This is a genomic window from Hymenobacter psychrophilus (assembly GCF_900107135.1).
In the GTDB taxonomy this organism is placed as follows: domain Bacteria; phylum Bacteroidota; class Bacteroidia; order Cytophagales; family Hymenobacteraceae; genus Hymenobacter; species Hymenobacter psychrophilus.
Genome location: NZ_FNOV01000006.1, coordinates 136,551 through 156,857, shown reverse-complemented (window position 1 = coordinate 156,857; position 20,307 = coordinate 136,551). Strand labels below are relative to the sequence as shown.

12 protein-coding genes are annotated in these 20,307 nt (G+C 62.0%); 5 read left to right on the top strand and 7 right to left on the bottom strand.

The annotated features are described in order from the left end of the window. Positions 1-35 precede the first annotated feature (35 nt). Positions 36-734, top strand: coding sequence for a ComF family protein (locus tag BLW21_RS10640; protein ID WP_092739805.1), 699 nt, complete (start codon positions 36-38; stop codon positions 732-734). A gap of 214 nt (positions 735-948) precedes the next feature. Here the strand turns inward: BLW21_RS10640 and BLW21_RS10635 are convergent, their stop codons facing one another. Then, positions 949-2,202 (bottom strand): SUMF1/EgtB/PvdO family nonheme iron enzyme, encoded by a 1,254-nt coding sequence (locus BLW21_RS10635; RefSeq protein WP_092739803.1) that lies wholly within the window; start codon positions 2,200-2,202, stop codon positions 949-951. Positions 2,203-2,270: 68 nt separating this feature from the next. Further along, positions 2,271-3,317, bottom strand: coding sequence for a PorP/SprF family type IX secretion system membrane protein (locus tag BLW21_RS10630; protein ID WP_092739801.1), 1,047 nt, complete (start codon positions 3,315-3,317; stop codon positions 2,271-2,273). A gap of 318 nt (positions 3,318-3,635) precedes the next feature. Here BLW21_RS10630 and BLW21_RS10625 point away from each other — a divergent pair, with 318 nt between their 5' ends. The 4 genes from BLW21_RS10625 to BLW21_RS10610 all read left to right on the top strand — a co-directional run bounded on the left by BLW21_RS10625 (position 3,636) and on the right by BLW21_RS10610 (position 9,451). After that, positions 3,636-6,785, top strand: coding sequence for an AsmA family protein (locus BLW21_RS10625; RefSeq protein ID WP_245711870.1), 3,150 nt, complete (start codon positions 3,636-3,638; stop codon positions 6,783-6,785). A 112-nt stretch (positions 6,786-6,897) separates the two neighbouring features. Then, complete coding sequence (locus tag BLW21_RS10620; RefSeq protein ID WP_092739799.1) at positions 6,898-7,752, top strand: DUF4382 domain-containing protein; 855 nt, start codon at positions 6,898-6,900, stop codon at positions 7,750-7,752. Positions 7,753-7,881: 129 nt separating this feature from the next. Continuing rightward, on the top strand, positions 7,882-8,526 hold the full coding sequence (locus tag BLW21_RS10615) for an alpha/beta fold hydrolase (RefSeq protein ID WP_139255174.1): 645 nt from the start codon (positions 7,882-7,884) through the stop codon (positions 8,524-8,526). Positions 8,527-8,680: 154 nt separating this feature from the next. Next, complete coding sequence (locus BLW21_RS10610; protein WP_092739795.1) at positions 8,681-9,451, top strand: cyclase family protein; 771 nt, start codon at positions 8,681-8,683, stop codon at positions 9,449-9,451. Positions 9,452-9,454: 3 nt separating this feature from the next. Here BLW21_RS10610 and BLW21_RS10605 read toward each other — a convergent pair whose 3' ends face one another. The 5 genes from BLW21_RS10605 to BLW21_RS10585 form a co-directional block, all read right to left on the bottom strand. Further along, positions 9,455-9,730, bottom strand: coding sequence for a hypothetical protein (locus tag BLW21_RS10605; RefSeq protein ID WP_092739793.1), 276 nt, complete (start codon positions 9,728-9,730; stop codon positions 9,455-9,457). Between the two features lie 94 nt (positions 9,731-9,824). Then, on the bottom strand, positions 9,825-12,335 hold the full coding sequence (locus tag BLW21_RS10600) for a DUF5686 and carboxypeptidase-like regulatory domain-containing protein (RefSeq protein WP_139255173.1): 2,511 nt from the start codon (positions 12,333-12,335) through the stop codon (positions 9,825-9,827). Positions 12,336-12,443: 108 nt separating this feature from the next. After that, the gene (locus tag BLW21_RS10595; RefSeq protein WP_092739789.1) at positions 12,444-13,400 is read right to left on the bottom strand and encodes an NAD(P)/FAD-dependent oxidoreductase; all 957 of its coding nucleotides are present in this window, start codon (positions 13,398-13,400) and stop codon (positions 12,444-12,446) included. Between the two features lie 182 nt (positions 13,401-13,582). Then, positions 13,583-16,303: a T9SS type A sorting domain-containing protein gene (locus BLW21_RS10590; RefSeq protein WP_175470930.1), complete on the bottom strand. Its 2,721-nt coding sequence runs from the start codon at positions 16,301-16,303 to the stop codon at positions 13,583-13,585. Between the two features lie 804 nt (positions 16,304-17,107). Then, a complete protein-coding gene (locus BLW21_RS10585; RefSeq protein ID WP_092739785.1) occupies positions 17,108-19,837 on the bottom strand; it encodes a 4-alpha-glucanotransferase in 2,730 nt (909 codons plus the stop codon). Positions 19,838-20,307 lie beyond the last annotated feature (470 nt).

The following is a 20,307-nucleotide window of genomic DNA, read 5'->3' as shown; positions in this document are numbered from 1 at the left end:
AGTTTTCCTCCAGGCCCGCTTGCCGCCCCGTTGCTATGCCGCTGCCCGTTGCACTTTCCGATTTCGTGAGCCTGCTGTTTCCGCGGGTATGCCTGGCCTGCCAGGATCCGCTGGCCCGGGGCGAGGATGACCTCTGCACCGACTGCCGCGCTCAGCTGCCCTACACCGACTACCACCGGCTGCCGCCCGCCGAGAACCCGCTGGCCCGCCGCTTCTGGGGAAAGCTGCCGGTTACGCATGTGCTGGGCTACCTCACGTTCCAGAAACACGGCCGGGTTCAGCACCTGCTGCACGCGCTTAAATACCGCAATCAACAGCAAGTGGGCAGGGTGCTGGGTCGCCACTTCGGCCACGAGTTGGCCGCAGCCGGCTACACCGATACGTTCGGCTTGGTGGTGCCCGTGCCACTGCACCCGCGCAAACTGGCCCGCCGCGGCTACAACCAGGCCGACAGCTTCGCCGAGGGACTGGCCACTGCTTTAGGCTGTACCTGGCAGCCCGAGGTCCTGCGCCGCACCGCCGCCACCGAATCGCAGACCCGGAAAAACCGCCTGCAGCGCTGGCAAAATGTAGCCACCGTTTTCGAAGCTGCCCGCCCCGACTTACTCGCGGACCAGCACATACTAGTTGTGGATGACGTGCTGACCACCGGGGCCACGCTCGAAGCTTGCTGCGCCGCCCTGCTCGCCGCCGGGGCCCGCGAAGTCAGCGTAGCTACCATCGCCGTCGCCTAAATCACAGATGCTGTGGATGAAAAGGATTCGTTTTGCTGGCCGGTAGTTGCTCTGCTGGCAGATTGAATGGCGGGTATTATCGATTCATTTGGAAGAACAGTCTGCTTGATCAGCAAAACAGCCACCCCGCATGGGGTGGCTGTTTTGCTGTTTGGAATATCCTGCAAGCTGCTGTGTCAGAACGAGTTCTTTCTCATCTGCAGCACCTGTGGTTCTATTTGTTCGAGCCGGCGTTGATCATCGCGCAGCGGAAACCGATGGTAGCCGTGGCGGAGTCTTCGGCCATGAAACGGCGCGTACCGGGCGAGAGCCAGTAGGCTACGTCGCGCCACGAGCCGCCCTTGTACACGCGTACATGGTCGTCGATGAGCGACTGGTAGCCCTTCTTGTCATACTTCTCCGAGGGGTCGAGGTAGCCGTTGCGGCGGAAGGGGTTCAAATCTTCCACATCCTCGTAAGAAAGGGGACGGTAGATATCCTGCACCCACTCGTTCACGTTGCCGGCCATGTTGTAGAGGCCATAGTCGTTGGGCGGATACGAGAATACCTGCTCGGTAATCATAGCGCCATCGTTGAGCGAGCCGGCAATACCGGCGTAGTCGCCGCGGCCACGCTTAAAGTTGGCCAGGAACTGCCCGCGACCTTTGCCATAGGGGTTGCGTACCTGCCGGCCATCCCAGGGGTAAATGCGCTTGTTCTCCTGGTTTTCGTTGCCGGTCTCCTGGGTACCAATGAGGGCCTGCGCAGCGTATTCCCACTCGGCCTCGGTGGGCAGGCGGTAGTTGGGCAGGGTGTTACCGTTTTCGATGGCGATTTTCACACCACCGTTGTCGGAAGTGCCTTCGGCCGCGTCGCCGCCCTTGTTCTTCTTGCGGCTAAACAGGCCACCCTTACGGCTACCGCCACCACTCTCAGACGCCTCACCGGCCAATACTTCGTTCACTTTGGCCGTGCGCCAAGTGCAGAAGTCGTTGGCCTGCAACCAGCTCACACCCACTACCGGGAAGTAGCGGAAGCCGGGGTATCGCAGGTAATAATCTACGTACGGGTCGTTGAACGACAGCTCGCGGGCCCACACGGTGGTGTCGGGCAGGGCCGACATGTAGAATTCCTCGGCCGAGTCTTTACGCACGTAGTGCAGGTATTCGAGCCAGTGGATGTTGGCTACTTCCACCTCATCCATGTAGAAAGAGGCCAGCGTAACGGTACGCTCCAAGTTGTCGTGGGTCATGGCCACGTCCTCTTCGGCCGAGCCCAGCACCGTGCGGCCACCTTCGATAAACACCAAACCCGGACCCTCAGGGATTCCCTGATAGTCAGACACCTTCATGCCTTCCTCGGTGTTGTACTCAATGCCCGTGGTCGAGCTGTATTTGCCGGGGTTGGTGGCTGAACGTCCGCCCTTATTACAGGCAGTCAGGGCACAAGCTCCGACGAGGGCGAAGCCCAGGTACTTGGAAATATTCATGATCAAGTTGAAACTACCTGTTAAGAAAGCATTTAGACAAGGCAAGTCGGGTGCAATAATACAACATTTTAAAAAGCCGGGCAAGGAATTTTCGGGTAATTGCGTCGCTTCAGTCGGCGCCAGGCTGCTTCCAGCGTATCGAACTCGCGCAGCGTGAGCGAAAGCTCGTGGGCACCACCTAAATCGGCGCTGAACTGACTGAGGCTGACATCGTAGCTATAACCAAGCCGAAAAGTGCCCGCGCTGATACCCGCTACGGCCGTAAGTACCTGCTGGGGGCGGGGGGCACCGGGTAGCGGCAGGCCCCGGTACACGGCCCCGAGTGTAAGTGGCGTCGTGGTAAAATACAATCCAAGGTCGGTGCGTTCCGAGTTGCCCTGGCGGGTGTAGCCGGCCGTGGGGCTCAAGCTGACCTCGCGCTGCTCGCGCACGGTGTTTACCTTGGCAAAGTAGAATTTGTAGCCGCCCTGCACGTTCAGGCGCATCGGCAGCGCGGCCTGAGCGGCAAAGCCCAGGTCGGGCTGGTTGAGGTGGTGGGCTGCCACGCCCAGCCAGAACTGCGGCCCGAACAGCAGCCCGCCCACACTGGCCGTGAGGTAGTTAACGGGCGCATAATCAGCGGCTTCCTGGCTGAGGTTGCGCACCTGGCCGTCATCGGAGAGCTGGTCGCCGAAGATTAGGTTGCTGTAGCCGACGCGCTGGCGGCCGTAGCTGAGCGTGGCCCCGCCGCTGAGGCTAAGCTGGCGGTTCAGGCGCACGTGGTAGGCGTACACGCCCCCCGCCTGCAGGCGGGTGTAGCCCACGGCCCCCGTGCGGTCCTGGTTTATCAGCAGGCCAAAGGCGCTGCGTTGGTTGCGCAGGCGGTAATCGGCGGCCAGCTGGGTGGTCTGGAACGTGCCGGCCAGGGTGGGGAACTGATTACGGTAGCTTAGCGTCACGCCATAGTCGTCGAGCAGGCCGGCATAGGCGGGGTTGAGCTGCATACGGTTGGCAAACGGCTGGGCGAAGTACAGGTCCTGGGCCACGGCGGCGGGGCCAGCCAGCAGCAGCCCGGCGGCGGCCAGCCACTGCCGCCGCTTCCTGGGTTCTGCCGCCGAATTGCTGGTGCTTCGCATACGTGGGCTGCTAACGAGCGGGCCGGCGGGTTTGGTGCCCGGAGTCCGCCAGGAACTGTGAAAGTGTGGCCGGTGTAGAGATGCAGCCGCTGGGGTCTCGTTATTGAACGACGCTGGTTGGCTACGTCAGCCAGCCGCCGAATGACCCGCATCGGCAACATCAGCAGCGACGAGATGCAAGCTATTGCGCCGGTGCGCCGTTGTATAAAACTACGGTGCGGTTGAGTTTCTCCTTACTTTTGCCCGGGTCGGTAGGCGGGCTGATTGTTCTGATAATCAGCCTGGCGGCCGAAATCTACCTCTTTTAAGCATCTGTTTATGCGTAAGTTTTTTGTCGGCCTCGGGATTTTTCTGGTGGTGCTGGTGGCCTTTCTGGCCGCGGCGCCGCTGCTGTTCAAAGATAAAATTAAAGCTGCCTTCGACCAACAACTCGCCCAACGCGTGCGGGCCGAGGTGCAGTACGACCCCGAAAACATCGATGTAACGCTGCTGAGCAGCTTCCCCGACCTGGCGCTGCGCATCAGCCAGCTGCGCATTATTGGCCAGGACTCGTTCTCGCGCGATACGCTGGCCTACCTGCCCGAAACCCGGGTGGGCCTGAACCTAATGAGTGTTATCAGCGGCGACCAGATAAAGATCAAGAACATCACCCTCGAAGAGCCCGACATAAATATAAAGGTGCTGAAAAGCGGCCGCGCCAACTGGGACATCTTTGTGTCGGACTCGGCTGCCGCTACTAAGGGGCAGGATACCTCGGCGGTGAGTTTGGCCATTAAGGGCTGGCAGATCAACAAAGGCCACCTGCGCTACGACGACCGGAGCATCCCGTTCGGGATGGAGCTGCGCGGCATCGAGCACACCGGCTCGGGCGACTTTGAGCAGAACATCTTCGATATGGTGAGCCAGACCACGGCCCAATCGGCCTCGCTGAGCTACGATGGCGTGCAGTACGTGAGCAACAAGCAGCTCGACGCCGACGTGACGATGGCAATGAATCTGGAGAAGATGCTCTTCACCTTCAAAGACAATAAGGTGAAGCTGAACGACTTTCCGGCCACCTTCCAGGGCACCATCGGCCTGCCCAACGCCACCGACATTGTGTACGACCTCACCTTCAAGGCGCTGGAAACCGATTTCAAGAACATCCTGAGTCTGGTACCGGGCGCGTACAACGAGCAGTTCAAGGACATCAAGGCCGATGGCAAAGTGGCGTTTGACGGATATTTCAAGGGCGTGCAGAACGCGCTGCAGATGCCCGGCTACGGCGTGAATCTGCAGATCAAGGACGGCAGCTTCCAGTACCCGGCCCTGCCCGAGCGCGCCCGCAACATCAACGTGGACATGGTGGTCGACAACCCGTCGGGCTTCACCAACAACGTGAAAGTGAACGTGAAGCAGTTTCACCTCGATTTGGGCAAGAACCCGATTGACGGGCAGGTGGCCATCGACGGGCTGGCCCCGATGAACGTGGACGGCCGCTTGAAAGCTAACGTGGATTTGGCCGAAATGCTGAAAGTGTACCCGGTGAAGGACTTGCTGCTACGCGGCAAGCTGTTCGTGGATGCCACCGCCAAGGGGGTATATTCGGCTACCCGCATGCCCGTTATTCAGGCCAGAATGAACCTGACCAACGGCTACGTGAAGAGCAAGCAGTTTCCGGCCCCCATCGAGAACCTGACGCTGAACGGCACCGTCACCAACCCCACGGGCCAGATAAACGACACCAAAGTCAACATCCCGCAGTTTAAAATGCTGCTTGATGGTGAGCCGCTGGAAGGCCGCGTGGCCACCCAGGGCGTGGACAAGCTGGCGTTTGACACCGATGTGAAAGGCACGGTGGATTTGACCAAGCTCACCAAAATTTTTCCGCTCGAAGGCATGACGGTGGCCGGCCGCTTGAGCGGCAACGTGGCTGCCCGGGGCAACATGGCCGACATTGAGGCCGGCCGTTACCAATCAGTAGTAGCCTCGGGCACCGTGCAGGCGCGCAACATCGATTACAAGAGTCCCGATTTTCCGCAGGGCATGAAGGTGAGCCAGGCCACGGCCACCTTTAATAACGACCAGATTGTGCTGCGCGACCTGCAGGGTTTCGTGGGCTCGTCGGACGTGGCGGCTTCGGGCACCATCAGCAACTACCTGGGCTACCTGTTCGTGCCCGGCCAGCCCTTGCGCGGCGATCTTACGGTGAACTCGCGCCGCTTCAACCTGAACGAGTGGATGGTAGACGAGGTGAGCGCCAAGCCCACCGCCGGCGCCAAGGCCACGGCCAAAGCCCCCGCCGCCACCGCCCAGGCCGATGGCGTGCTGCAGATTCCGAAGGAGTTCGACCTGACCATGAACACCACCGTGGGCCAGGTGCTCTATGACAACCTGAAGCTGAACGACGTGAAGGGCACCGTGACGGTGCGCAACCAAGTAGCCACGCTCAAAGGCCTCACTTTCAATACGCTCGGCGGCGCTTTTGCCACTAACGGCTCATACAGCAGCCAGAACCTGGCCCACCCGAAGTTCGATTTCAGGCTGAACGTGAAGAACCTGAACTTCCAGCAGGCGTTTGCGGCCTTCAACTCGATTAAAACGCTGGTGCCGCTGGCGGCCAATCTGGAGGGCATCTTCTCGACCAACTTCAACGTGAGCGGTGAAATGGGCCCCGATATGCTGCCCCGCTACAGCACCCTGACCGGCAAGGGTGTGTTCGATATTGTGCGGGCGGCCGTGGCCAGCTCGCCGGTGCTGGCCAAAATCAGCAACCTTACGCAACTGCAGGAGCTGAAGAATTTCGTGGTAACCAACAAGGACGTGGCGGCCGAAATTATCAACGGCAACTTCGTGGTGAAACCGTTTGATTTGAACGTGGGCCAGATTAAGATGACGGTGGGCGGCTCGAACAGCATTGCCGACGGCGGGCTGGAATACGTGGCGGCTCTTGATGTACCCACGGGTCAGGTCGGTAGTGCCCTCAGCAGCCAGCTCACCCGCCTCACCGGCGTAGCCAACCTCAAAAGTACCGAGCGCGTGACCTTGGGCCTGACTATCGGCGGCACCATGAGTAACCCCCAGGTAAAGCTGAGCAGCGGTAGCGTGAAGGGCCAGGCCAAGGATATTGCTAAGGAACTGGTTAGTGGCATTGTGCAAAGCAAGCTCGACGACTCGAAGGCCGGTTTGGCCGCCAAGCTGCTGCTTTCCCAGGATAGCCTCAAGAAAGAAGCCCTGGTGAAGCGCCAGGAGCTGGAGCTCCGCGCCCAGCAGGAGCTGGAGAAGCGCCGCCTCGAAGCCGAAGCCAAGCTGCGCGAGCAGGCCAAAAAGGGCCTCAATAGTCTCTTCGGTAAGCCCAAGCCGGCCCCTGCTCCGACCCCAGCGCCGGCCCCCACCGAGCCCAAGCCGACCCCTGCGGCCACCCCGGCTCCGGCGCCCAAGCCCGCCGCCCCCAAAGCCCCGGCCGATACGGCCAAAGCGGGCGGTTAATTTCGGTCGTGCTGAGGAAGTGCAATTTTTGGCTAGTTTGTTGTAGGGCCGCAAAGCCCGCCGGCGCAAGCATCGCCCCGGGCTTTTTATTCCACCAATTCACCCATCTGCCATGCTGTTTGCCCGCCCGCTGTTCTATGTCTTCGTGGCCGCCCCGCTGCTGCTGGCCTCCTGTAGCAATAATGATAAGTCGGACGACGCGCTTGCGTCCGGCACGCTCGAAGTGCGTCTGACGGATGCTCCCGGTGATTTTCGGGCGGTAATACTCGATGTGCGCCAGATTGAGATTCATCTGAAGGAAGAAGGCAACCCTGATGGCTGGCAGCTGCTGCCTTTCCAGGCGCAGCCCATCAACGTGCTGGAGTACGTGAACGGCCGCTCGGCGCTGCTGGTTAGCTCCGATTTCGAGCCGGGCCAGCTGAAGGAAATCCGCCTGATTCTCGGCCCCGACAGCTACGTAACCGGCCGCGACGGCCAGCGCTACGACCTGAAAACGCCCAGCGGCCAGTCGTCGGGCGTGAAGCTCAAGCTTAGCAAGAAAGACCTGTACCAGCAAAGCAGCAACTACCAGCTGCTGCTCGATTTCGACGTGGCCAAATCCATTGTGGAGCGCGGCAACTGGAAGCCCGGCAACGACAAAAAGGAGCGCTACCTGCTCAAGCCCGTGATTCGGGTGGTGGCCCAGGATATCCGGGGCGGCCTGCGCGGCACGGTAACCCCAGCCGCGGCCCTGCCGCAGGTGCTGGCCATCCGCTCGTCCATCACGCCCGCCGACACGTTCAGCACCTCCGCCGATGTGGCCGGCGCCTTCCAGCTGGGCGCCCTGCCCTCGGGCACCTACCGGGTCGAGTTCTTCCCTTCGGCCACCGCGCCGGCCAACCAGGGCAGCTACAAGCAGGTTACCCGTACCGGCATCATCGTAACCAACGACCAGCTGACGGACATCGGCAGCACCCCGCTGCAGTAAGCCCGTTTTGGCCTAACTTGGCTGCCCAAAGCAAGCGCGCCCCCTGCCGGTTTGGCAGGGGGCGCGCTTGCTTTGGGGGGCGGCCTCGTCGGCCGTAATCAGTTCTCCACCCGCAACAGCAGCAAGCCTATGTTTTATCTGATACCGGGTTTGGGGGCCGATGAGCGGGTGTTCCAGCGGCTGCAGCCCTTGCTGCGCGAGAGCAGCCAGGTGCTGCCCTGGCTGCCGCCCGAGTCGGCCGACGAACCGCTGCCGCACTACGCGGCCCGGATGGTCGGGGCTATTCCGGTGGACGCGACGGGCTGGCTGGTGGGCGTGTCGTTTGGCGGAGTGGTGGCACTGGAAATGCAGCGGCTGCGGCCGGGGTTGCGGCCGGTGCTCGTCAGCAGCCTGCCCGATGCCCAGAGCCTGCCGCTGCTGCTGCGGCTGGTGCGGGCCTCGGGGCTGTACCGGCTGGTGCCGCCGCAGTGGCTGAAGCTGTTTCCAAGGGCCGGACAGCTGTATTTCGGGGTGCGGGGCGGGGCCGAGTACCGGCTGTTCCGGCGCATTCTGCTCGATATGGAGCCGCGCTACACCCGCTGGGCCATCAATAGCCTGCTGCACTGGAACAGCACCGGCGTGGCACCTGCCGTGCAGCTGCTGGGCACCCGCGACCGGGTGTTTCCGCCCGGCAACCGCCCCATCGACTACCGCATTAGCGGCGGCGGCCACTTCATGATATTGAGTCACGCCGAAGAAATTGCGCAGATTCTGAACGGGCTGGATTTGGGGTGAGGCAGAGGGAGGAACGTCATTCAGAGCGCAGCGAAGAATCTCGCGTGCTGACGCTGCAATGCTAACCCAACGTCAGCACGCGAGATTCTTCGCTGCGCTCTGAATGACGTTCCTTTGTGTACGTTTCCCACCCATCACTCTATCATCTCACCCTATGCTTGCCACTTACCCGCACCACGGCCGCACGTTCAGTTTCAACCCGCACGAGCCGCTGGATATTTCGCTGCCGCTGGCGCCGGGCGATGGGCAGGTGAGCTGTTTCTGGGCCGAGCCGGTGGAGTTTGAGGTGATTCTGGTGGGCGACTACGTGGGCAGCGTGGCGGCGGGCGGTAGCACCAACTACAAGCGCGTGCACGTTACGCCCCACGGCAACGGCACGCATACCGAGTGCTACGGCCACATTTCGGCCGCACCGGAGGCTACGCTTAACCGCTGCCTGCGCCGCTTTCTGTTCGTGGCCCGGCTGGTATCGGTGCAGCCGCGGCCCCAGCCCAACGGCGACGAGGTGGTGATGCTGGCCGACGTGCGCCGCGAGCTGGAAGGTGGTTCCGAGGCCGCCGTACGCCCCGAGGCCCTGGTGCTGCGCACGCTGCCCAACCACCGTGCCAAGCGCAGCCGCCAGTACTCGGGCACCAACCCCACCTACCTCGAACCCGCGCTGGCCGACTACCTGGCCCAGCAGCACATCGAGCACCTGCTGCTGGATTTGCCCAGTGTCGACCGCGAAGAAGACGGGGGCGAGCTGCTGGCCCACCACGCGTTCTGGCAGTACCCGCACGCCACCCGCCAGCAGGCCACCATCACCGAGCTCATCTTCGTGCCCGATGCCGTGGAAGACGGCCTTTACCTACTCAACCTGCAGATAACCAGCCTGGAGCTGGACGCCAGCCCCAGTAAGCCGGTGCTGTATGCGTTGGGAAACTAAGCCCTAATTCAGCCACACCGTGAGCAGCAGCTCGAAGCGGTGGGGGGCAAAGGCGTTGTAGTAGGGCGCTTCCCCCTTGAAGCCCAGTACGTGGACCAGGGCAATGCCCTCGGTGCGCGAATCGACGGTGCGGATGGGGTAGAGCCGGCCGGCCTCGGGCCAGTCGCCGACGTGGTTGTGGGGACGCTGGTCGGCGTCGAGGCAGCGGGCGTAGTCGATGAACGGGGCGTGGCGGGTGGCTTCGGCCAGGGTCAGGTTGTCAACTTCGTATTTAGGCATGGCGTTTTTTGAGCTACAAGCGGTAAGCAGCAAGCTACAAGCGTAGTGCTGGGCGTCGACCTGCAGCTGGTGGCTGACGGCTTACTACTCCGAGTTAAAGGCTGAATTTCAGGCTGAGCTTCACCCCGAACGTGCGGGCGTCGGGCCGGGTGCGGTAGGTGAGGCGGTGCAGGAAGTCAACCCGTACAATTTTAAAAATGTTCTCGATGCCGTAGCCCACCTCGGCGTAAGGCAGGCGGCCCAGCGACTGAAAGGCGGGCAGCGGCTGGCCGGTAACCGGGTCGTTGAGGGGGATGATACGGCGGTTGGCGTCGCTGACATTGCCCCAGAGCAGATTGGTGGTAGCCACCAGCCGCCAGTTAAGCTGCTTGATAGCCGGCAGCGAGTTCAGCAGGAAGCCCCCGAACTGATGCTCTAGCTGCAGGCCCGCGTACCGGTCGCTCACGAACTCGAAGTAGCGCATCAGGTTATAAGCGCCGGCGTTGTAAAAGAACGACTGGTTGCCCAGGTGGCTTTTGAGCACCGGATACGGCACGGTGCTCGGGATGTAGCCGGCATCGAGGCGGTAGGTAGTGCGACCCAGCTGGCCCAGGCGCAGGCTGTGGTCGATGAGCAGGTTGAACTTCTGGTAACGAAAATCGGAGCCCAGCAGGTTGTTGAGGCCCAGCGTGTAGCGCACCGTGAACACCGGCCAGCGCTTGAGGCCCACGGCTGTGCGGCGGTTCTGATTGTTGGCCACCAGCACTTCGTCGCGGGCGTAGCGCGATTCCACGATTACTTCCGAGAGCGTAAAATCGGAGCCGGTGGGGTTGCCGGGCTGGGGCTCGCGGGTGTAGTAGAGGAAGGGGTAGAGCGGCTGGAACTGCTGGCGGCGCAGCATCACGCGTTGGGTGAAGCCGCGGAACAGATCGGACTGCACCGCCACGCTGGTTAAGTCGCGCAGCAGCGGGCGGCTGTTACTGATGTTGCCCAGGCGGGCGGCGGCCTCAAACAGCGGATTTTCGAGGGCGTAATCGTTGTCGAGCAACGCTACTTGGTCGATGTCGTGGCGGTGTTCGAAGTTGGCCACCGTCCAGTGCCGGCGGTCGATGATACGCTGGGCCCGCAGGCCGTACTTGAAGCGGCCGTCCTGGGTGCCGTAGGCCAGGTAGGGCCGCAGCTGCCAGTCGCGGCTCCACTCGGTAGAGGTGCGGAAGCCCAGGCGCAGGCGCAGGCCCTCGATGTTGTTGTAGCCGACGGTGGCCAGAATCGGCCCCAGATCAACCTTGCCCAGCGGATAGTAGCCGTTCACCACAATATCGGCCAGCTCCATGACCGAGCGCACGGCCGGCAGCTGGCGCACCGTGTCGAGCACAATCAGCGTGAGCTGCTCCTGGCGGCTGAGCGAGTCGGGCCGGTTGGCGGCGAAGTAGCCGGGCGGTACGTCGTAGGCGTCGGCGGCTACCTCCAGGGGCTTGTCGTAGAACGCCAGCGGCCGGGGCTGGTTCACCTGGAAATTGGTGTACACCGTGCTGATGCGGGCCAGCACGCCGGTGCTGCCCTTGGTGGGCCGGATGCCGATAGCAAAGCGCGTAACGGTAGGCAGCCAGGGCCCGGCCTCGGTGGGGGCCAGCTCCTGGCGCACGGCAATCTGCTCGATGAAGTTGAGGTTGGCCTGCGTGCTGACTTCCACATCGAGCTTGCGCAGGGCGTAGGTGTCGGTGGTTATCCAGATGGTGCCCTTGAAGGCCAGATCCTGGGGGCGGCGGGGCGTTACCTTCAGCTTGTAGCAGTAGTCGTCGCCGACCATGAGCGAATCCTGCAGCTCGTACTCATAAGAGAACTTCCAGCCCTCGGCAATGGGCGAGATGAAGTCTTTGCCCACAATGCGAATCCAGTTGCGGTAAAAATCCCAGTCCTGAAATGACGAGCCCATAATCTGCGACACCACCGAGCCCTCGCGGGGGGCCGCGCCGTGCATCTGGGTTTTGGCTACTTCCTCGCGCTGGCGCAGCGGCTCGTTGTTCTGATAGTAGTGCGACAGTACTTCGGAGGCGAAGATGGGCACTACCGGCCGGCCGTTGGCGTCGCGCTCCAGGCCCAGCGTATCGGCCACGGCCGTAATCTGGCGCAGCAGCTTGCGGCGGCTCAGCTGGTCGGGCAGATTGTTGATGAGCAGCTCGTTGCGGGCGTAGCTGTCGTAGTCGTAGGCCGTCAGTTCGGTTTTCTGGTTGCGGCGGCGGTTATCCTGCACCCGGCGCAGGATGCGGTAGGCCGGGTTTTCGTAGGGCCGCACCACCACCTCGCCCAACGACACGCTGCCGCTGCCCAGCACAAAGTTGAGCGTCTGGCGGGCGGCGATGCCGCTGATGGCCTTTTTGACTGGGGCAAAGCCAATGGCCGAGGCCGTCAGCGTGTCGGCCGGGCCGGTGATGGTGAACTGGTAGCGCCCGTTTTCGTCGGCGGTAGCACCCTGGCTGGTGCCGCGCACAAACACCGAGGCAAAGGGCACGGGCTGGCCGTTGGTTTCGGTGATGCGCCCACTGAAGCTGACGCGCTGGGCCCAGGCCGTTGGCCCCATCAAAAGCAGGAGCAGCAGCAAAACGGGAACAACAGCAAGGCGCATAAACAGGGAGGCAACGAGGTAGCCGGCCACAAACAAGGCTAGCCGCAGTAAGATAGGTTCCTTGGCCGGGAAAACCCAACCGGCCCCGGCAAGTTCCGGCCGTGTCGCTTATTTGGGGCACTCCTCCCGCGTGAGGGTTTCGTTGATGCAGATGGCGGCACCGCTCCCCTCGGCCGCGGCCAGCAGCGCCTGCTGGGTGCCGGGCGTATTGTCGCCGGCCGCGTACAGGCCCGGCACCGAGGTCTGGTGCTGCTTGTTTACCCGGATAGCTCCCTTGGCGCTGAGCCGGCAGCCCATTTCTTCGGCCAGCGGACTACGCTGGTGCTGGTGCGGATGGATGAACAGGGCCGTGCGGGCCAGCCGCTCGCCCGACTCGAACACCAGGTGGCGCAGCTCGCCGCCGGCCGTGCCTTCGAGACCCACCAGCGGCTCGTCGCGCACCACAATGCCCTGGCGGCGCAGGCGGCGGCGGGCGTGCTGGCTCAGGCTGGCCGGGTCCTCCACGCACACCACCACATCGGGGCTCCAGCGGCTCACCAGCAAAGCCAGGCCGGTTACCAGCTTGGCCCGGCCGTACACGGCCAGGGCCTGGTCGCGGTGCTCCCAGCCGTGGCAGTAGGGGCAATGCAGCACCCCCTGGCCCCACAACTCGCGCATGCCTGGCAGGGGCGGCAGCTCATCCTCGACGCCGGTAGCCAGCAGCACCTTGCGGGCCGTGCGCGTGCTGCGCCGGCCGGTAGGGCCCTCCAGCGTCAGCTCGAAGTGCTTGCCACACCGGACCAGCCCCACCACTTTCGCTTCCTTTATTTCCACCGAGTCGTAGGCCTCCAGCTCGGCCCGGCCCAGGTTCAGCAGCTTGGCGGGTGGCGTGCCGTCGCGGGTGAAGAAAGCCTGCACGGCCGGTGAGGGCGCATTGCGGGGCGGACCTCCATCGAGCACCAGCACCCGGCGCAGGCAGCGGCCCAGCACCAGCGCGGCGCTCAGTCCGGCACTGCCGGCCCCGATAATGGCTACATCAACATCAGTAGGTACCCGGCCGGGTACACAGCGGCGAGCAGAAGGCATAGGGCAGATGGGATAAAGAGGGACTACGGGGAAGGCGTGGGACCAGCCGATACGGCCGCAACCCTATACCGCCAAAGCAGTTGGCTGGTTGTGCAGGGCAGCCACACACGGCACCCCCAAAAGCAAGCGTCCCCCCGCCGGGTGGCGGGAGGACGCTTGGTTAATAAACAATCAGCGAGTGACTATTGCTTGACAACGCGGCGGCTGAACGACTGACCGTTGCCCTGCACCTGCACCAGGTAGGTGCCGTTGGGGAGGTTGGTCAGTTGCAGCTCCTGCACGGTACCGCCGTTCTGGCGGAAGGTGCGCAGTACGCGACCCGTCATGTCCACCAGCGTTACCTGGTAGGTGCCGGCTGGAGCGCCGCTCAGATCGAGCTTGGCATCCTGGATGGCGGTGGCGGGGTTCGGGTACACGTCCATCAGCTTGCTGGCCGTGAGGCCAAAGCGTACTGCCTGCACTTCGCTCAGTGCTTCGGTGCCGTCGGTATCTACTTGGCGCAGGCGGTAATATACCAACCCGGCCGGGGCCTGACTGGCTACCTGCACGTCGGTGTAGTCGTAGGTGCTAACCGACTGGGTCGAGCCCTGGCCTTTCACCTGGCCCACGGCCACGAAGTTGCGGGCATCGAAGCTGCGCTCTACCACGAAGCGGTCGTTGTTGAGCTCCTGCGCTGTTTTCCAGTTCAGGCGGGCATTCAAGCCGGCGGCCTGAGCCCCGAAGGCTACCAGCGTTACAGGCAGCGGGTTGTTTTTGATAACGATGTTGACTGTCTGGGTCGTAATGCCGCCGGTAACGTCGGTGGTACGCACCTGCACAGGGTAGGTGCCCTTCACCAATTTCGTCCGGTCGGCTACGAAGAACCGGCCGGTAACAGCATCCAGACCCACGCCGGCAGGTAGAGCCGTAGTGCCGCTAAGCGCCGTAGCCGTATTAACTGCACCATCGGCATCCGATACGGTAGCCAACGAGGCGCCATTGGCATACCCCCCGGTGGGGGCCGCTACTACCGAGTAAATGGCTTCGGTGTCGTCGAAAACAGTGATGGTAACTGGTATGGCCGTGGAAGTGCCGCCTGCCGCATCCTGGGTCGTTACGGTGTAATTGTAAGTTCCGGCGAAAGGTACTGAAGTACCAGTCACAACAATTCGGCCCGTAGTCGCGTCAAGCGTCATGGCGTTAGCCAGCGGACCCGTAACCAGGGTGGCACTGGTTACATCTGTATCGGGGTCCGTAACCGTGGCCAGGGTCGATCCATTGCTCAAGCCGTCTCGGTTGAAGCGGTTGTTGGTGGAGTAAGTCGCCGCGTTGTCAGAGGCAATGATTTTGATAGTCACAGGAACGGAAGCAGTGGTGCCGCCCGTACCGTTGAAAGTTGTTACGGTGAAGTTGTAAGTGCCGACTGCAATATTCCCAGTACCGTTTCTATAGAAATTTCCTGATCCGGCGTTCCTATCGTCGAAGAGCATGTTGGTAGGCAAATTACCCGTTAGTATGGTGGCTCTGGTAATAGAGCCATCTGGGTCTGTGACAGAGGCGAAAATTTCACCACTACCAGTACTAGTTCTATAGAAAACGTTCGGCGAGGAGTACACCGCCGGCTGGTCTGCCACCGTCAGGGCGTAGTTTACATTCGCGCTCCTGCCGCCGTAAGGATCCGATACGAAATACTGTAAAGTTGCAGTAGTAGGTGTGGCAGTCGTTCCGCGCTTGAATTCCAGTGTAGCTACCTGGTCTGCAGTCAGGGCTGTGTTAGCCGTAACGGCTATTCGGCCCCCACCATTATTGTAGTACAGGACACCGAAACCAGCTGCCGGAATTGACGCGAAGGTGTAGGTCAGGGGGTCGCCATCGGGGTCGTTGCCAGTCAGGGCCGGCAGAGCGGTGAACGCGGCCGTGTTGGCCGAAACAGTAGCCGACTTAGCCTGGGCCGTTGGGGCGCGGTTAACGGTCGTGGTAACGTTGGCGGCGGCCAGCGAACCGTTGTTGTCCGAGGGGTCGGCGTCGTCGGTGTCGATGGTGCTGCTGGCCCTACCCGTTACCGTCGTGCTTGGCATGTTGAAGCTGATGATAGCAGTATTTGCAACCCCCGGATTCAACGTCTGAATAAGTGGTAGTGTGAGCAGGCCGCTCGTATTGTTGTAAGAGCTGTTAGCCGGAAAATTAAGATCTTGGGAGTTTAAGCCGGGGCTGAGCTGCACTACGGGTCGCACACCGGTTGCGGCAAAGTCGCCGCTAGCTGTGGTGGTAGCAGTATAGGTTACACGCGGGCCTGCAATTGCGCGGGCCGGGCCACTGAGCGTGGTAGCGACGTTAGCCTGGGTGCACCAGGTCATGTAGTCGATACCAATATATTGCAGGCCCGGATCAGGCTGGCCTGCTCCGATATCATTCTTGTAAACAATGGTAAAGCTAACGATAGGCTTGTTGAAGGTTACCTGTACTGTTCCGTTAGCCGATCCATCGGCATTATTCTGGATGCCTGAAATAGTATTGCCCGACAGATCAGTGTAGGCCGTGTTGTTGACTACGGTAGCATCAGTGGAACTCAAGTTTAGAACTGAGCCATCGGCCTGGTAGGCCAGAAACGTTACCGCATCAATGAACGTGTTACCCCGGTCAAGATCCTGAATCTGAAGGGAGAAAGAATTAACTGGCCGGTTGAAGGAATAGCTGATTTGGGTGGCAGTTCCTGCTAAGCTAGTGTAGTCTGTGTACCACATCAGCGTATTGCTCAACTGCGTACGCTGCGTATCCTTGACGCGTAAGGATGTTTGGGTACCGTTGCCCGGCTCTACGTAACTGCCCTCAGTGGTAATAGTAGTATTGCGTGGCGCGGCACCTACTACTACGGGTGGAAGGCTTTTCCAGTCTTCGTTGGTCGTACGGGCAGAAAAAACCAAATCAGTCGAAACTGCACAAGTTGCTGCTACTGCCTGTGCCCGGGTGCCAACAGCCGAAACAGCCTGTCCTCTGGACGCGGTAGGGTTGCCGGTGTCTTCCCGAATGATTGACTTTTGCGCGGTCGAAGCTGATGGCTTCTGATGACCCGCTGCTGTCTTGTTACCCATTCCAAGTGCGTCAGTCGAAGAGTCACGAACAGGAACCTGAGCCAACGCGCCCAAAGGCAACAGCGTCAGGAGTAAAGAACGTACTAGTGTTTTCATGAAATGAAAAAGAAGTGAAGTTTCGAAGAATGCAGGGTAACGGTTGGCTAAGACGATTATTTGAGCCGGACAAAAGTACCCTACGGGCGACAAATGTAACCTTCTTATTCGGTCAACGTAGCATCCGGCTCGGTTAACTGGCCCGTTTACAGGTAGAATTTCTATGTCAAAAAACTTCTATTCCGATGCATTGCGCCTAAAAGTCTTTTTCAGGTGATGTCGAAACCTTCTAATATTAGCGCTACTGCCGGATTATGAGTGATTTGACGGGAATATGATGGGGTTCCTAATGTGTTAAAAAGATTATATTAAATAAATATATAATTATAAAAATGCAATATCGTTAACTGATCTATAGATTCAGGCACTTCAGCACTTCGCTCTCTCCTGCCAGCCATAGTCGCGTTGGAGGCAGTTACAGGTGTAGGACCAATACCTATTTTATTTGCAAGAAAACCTCCCCAAAAATCGGAGAGGTTTATAGTGGTCAGTGAGTTACACAAGCCACTGTTGCTCAGACGAACAGATGCCCAGGCAGCATTAGCATAACTGCCGCCGTCCGCTCTGGCCTACCAAGGCCAGCACCTCCTCGTTGAAGCCGGCTTGTTCAACCAGCTCCTCCAGCGGTAGGTGGAAGCGGTACTTCCAGAAGTGGGTGGGGTTGCTGGGTACGTTGATCTGCTCAGCCCGCGGGTCCTCCCGGCGGAGCTCGGCGCTGAGGGCCACCACGTCCTGGAGCGGGAAGATGGCCCACATGGCCGGCGAGTGCAGGTGCTGCTCCAGAATCTCGCGCACCACCCAGGGCTCGCAGAACTGCGGGGTGGCCTCGTGCCAATGGCCCAAAATGGTTTCAAAGAACCGTTGGGTCTGGGCGGGGTCTTCTTCCCACCAGCCGCGCAGCGTGCCCATGTCGTGCGAGCCGGGGCTCACTACGCTCAGGTAGGGCGCGGTGCCGGGGTGGCCGAACTCGGTGGTCGGGTCGGCGGGCATGCGCTGGATGTGCAGGCCCAGGATGCCCAGGTCGCGCATCACGCCGGGCACCGAGGCGGGCACCATGCCCAGGTCTTCGCCGCAGATGAGCATGTTGGTGGCCCAGCGCACGGGCGGCAGCTTGGTGAGGCCCTGCTCGCGCCAGAAACCCTCGTGGCGCTGGTAGAAAAAGTCGTGGTAGAGCGCTTCCAGGCGCGGGCGGGCGGCGGCGTCGAGCTCTCGGAACGAGCGGCTCAGCGGGAGGGTGATGCGCGGGTGGTAATGGTCGGGCTGCTGGTCGTCGGGTACCAGCAGCACCTCGTTGGCCAGCCCGAACAGGCCGGTGCGCAGCCAGCGGTAGTAGTCGGCCTGGGCCGGGTCGGCGGCCAGCTTGTCATTGATAACGGCCTCCATCTGGCGCTGGGTGCGCACAAACTCCTGCAGGCGGATAGCGCCGTGGCCGGCATCCTCCATGAACTCATCGAACACGACTTGCGCCTGACCGCCGAACACCTCCTGCACCACGTGCCAGCGGATGTAGGGCTCGCACAGCCGGCCGTAGTCGAACCAGCCCAGGCGCTGCTCAATTTCCTGCTGCGAGAAGGGTAGCGCGGGCGAGAAGTGGCCCAGCAGGCCCTCCACCGAGTGCGCCGGGATTTCCCAGATCCGGAAAAAGCCCAGGATATGGTCGATGCGCAGCGCGTCGAAGTAGCGGGCCAGGTGGCCCATGCGCTGCTGCCACCACTGGTAGCCGTCGAGGGCCATCTGCTCCCAGTTGTAGGTGGGGAAGCGCCAGTTCTGGCCGGTGGTCGAGAAATCGTCGGGCGGGGCGCCGGCCTGCTGGTGCAGGTGGTAGAGCTCGGGCTGGGTCCAGGCATCCACCGAGTGGCGGTAGATGCCGATGGGCAGGTCGCCCTTTACCACCACGCCCCGCTCGCGGGCGTAGGCCACGGCCTCGCGCAGCTGCTTATCAAGGTGAAACTGAATAAAGAAGAACAGCCCGAACTCATCGAAATCGGCGCTGGCCTCATCCGTAAGCGCCTCCACCTGCGCCGGGGTGCGGTATTCGGCGGGCCACTGCTGGAAATCGGCCGTGCCGAACCGGTCGCGCAGGCCGCTGAAGGCTGCGTAGGGCAGCAGCCAGGCCACCTGCTCCGCGCGGAAGGCGTGGAAGTCAGCATCGGCCAGGAAAGCCTTTTTCTCCTGCTGGTACAGTTGGCGGATAAAGCGCCACTTGGCGGCCATCATGGGCTCGTAGTCCACGAAGTCGCGGGCGTTGAGCTCGTCGCGCAGCTGCGCCAGTTCCTGGCGCGCCGCCGCATCGCGCAGCTCGGCCACGGCCTCCAGGTTGAGGTACTGCGGGTGCAGGGCAAACACCGAAATGGCGGCGTACGGGTAGCTGTCGACCCAGGTGTGGGTGGCCACGGTGTCGTTGATGGGCAGCACCTGCACCATTTGCAGGCCGGTGGCTACGGCCCAATCTACCAGCAGCTTCAGGTCGGGGAACTCGCCCACGCCCAGGCCCCGGCGGCTGCGGAGCGAAAACACGGGCAGCGCCACGCCGGCCCCGCGCCAGGGTGCGGTTGGGTAGCGGTACTGGTTGTCGGCGAGCACGCGCAGCGTGTGCTGGTTGGTTTCGGGCGCCAGCAGCCGGTCGTCGCCGGCCTCCAGGTCCACGACCTGGCCGGTGCCGGCGTCCCAGATGCCGTACTTGTAGCGGGTTTCGGCGGCGGGCGTCGCCAGCGTTACGTTGGCCGTCCAGGTAGGGTAATCGGCATCCGACAGCACCACGGCCCGGGCCGCATCCCAGGCCCCCAAGGCCTCATCGGAGCCCAATACGCACAGCTGCTGGCCGGGCTGCACGCGCGGCGCCGCCAGCTGGAAGCGCACGGCCGGGCCAGCCGTAGCCGTAGCCGCCGGAGCAGCCGGGGCAGGGCGGCGGAACAGCGCCTCGGTAAAGGCGGCCGTGAACAGCTCGTTTTCGGATTGGGCCGGAGCCCGCCACCAATCGGCCAGCACCAGCTGGCCAAAGGTGGCAGCGGCAGCCGGCAGCTCGCGGTTGGGCCCCCACTCCCAGTGCCGGCCGCCGTCGCGCTCGTCGAGTAGCAGATACTTATAGGTAGCGCCGGCCAGCTCGGCGGCGGGCAGCTCCAACTCGCGGCTCCATAGGCCCGAATCCTGGTTGTAGTGCAGGGGCAGGGCTGCCTCGGGAACCCACTGGCCCAAGGCTGGCAGCGAGCCGCAAACCACCAGCCGCTGGCCCGGTTCGGTGCGGTAAGGGAGCGTAAAACGAAGAATCATCGAAAGCTGAGTCAGGTAGAAAGCCAGCCCGAAAGATACGGCTTCGTGGGTTGAAAAAGCCGACTTTCAGCCATGAAAACCACGTGAACCGGCCCCAAAAAACTGTGCAGTGCGGCGCGCTAATGCCGGGTTGCCGGCCGGGCGGTGCCCCGTTGACGGTGCGTTTGGAAAGCCTGCGTTACTCGTGGCGGGGGCGGGGCTGAGTGCAGGAGTGGGCGCTGCCTCCCGCCCCCGGAAGTAGCAGTTTTTCGGGCGGCCGTAGTAGCCGCATCGTTGTCCAGTAGCCGGCGCAGTTAGGGCAGCAGTAGCGGCTCGTTGGGCAGTGGTGGGGCGGCAGCAGCCGGTAAGGGGGTGGAAACTTTGCCGGTAGTTGTCGGGTTGGCTCCAAATCTGCTGAGCTTGAGCGGGCTGGCTTACCATCCCAACTGAATTACGATTGGCGTCGGGCGGCGCTTCTAAGCGGGTAAGTC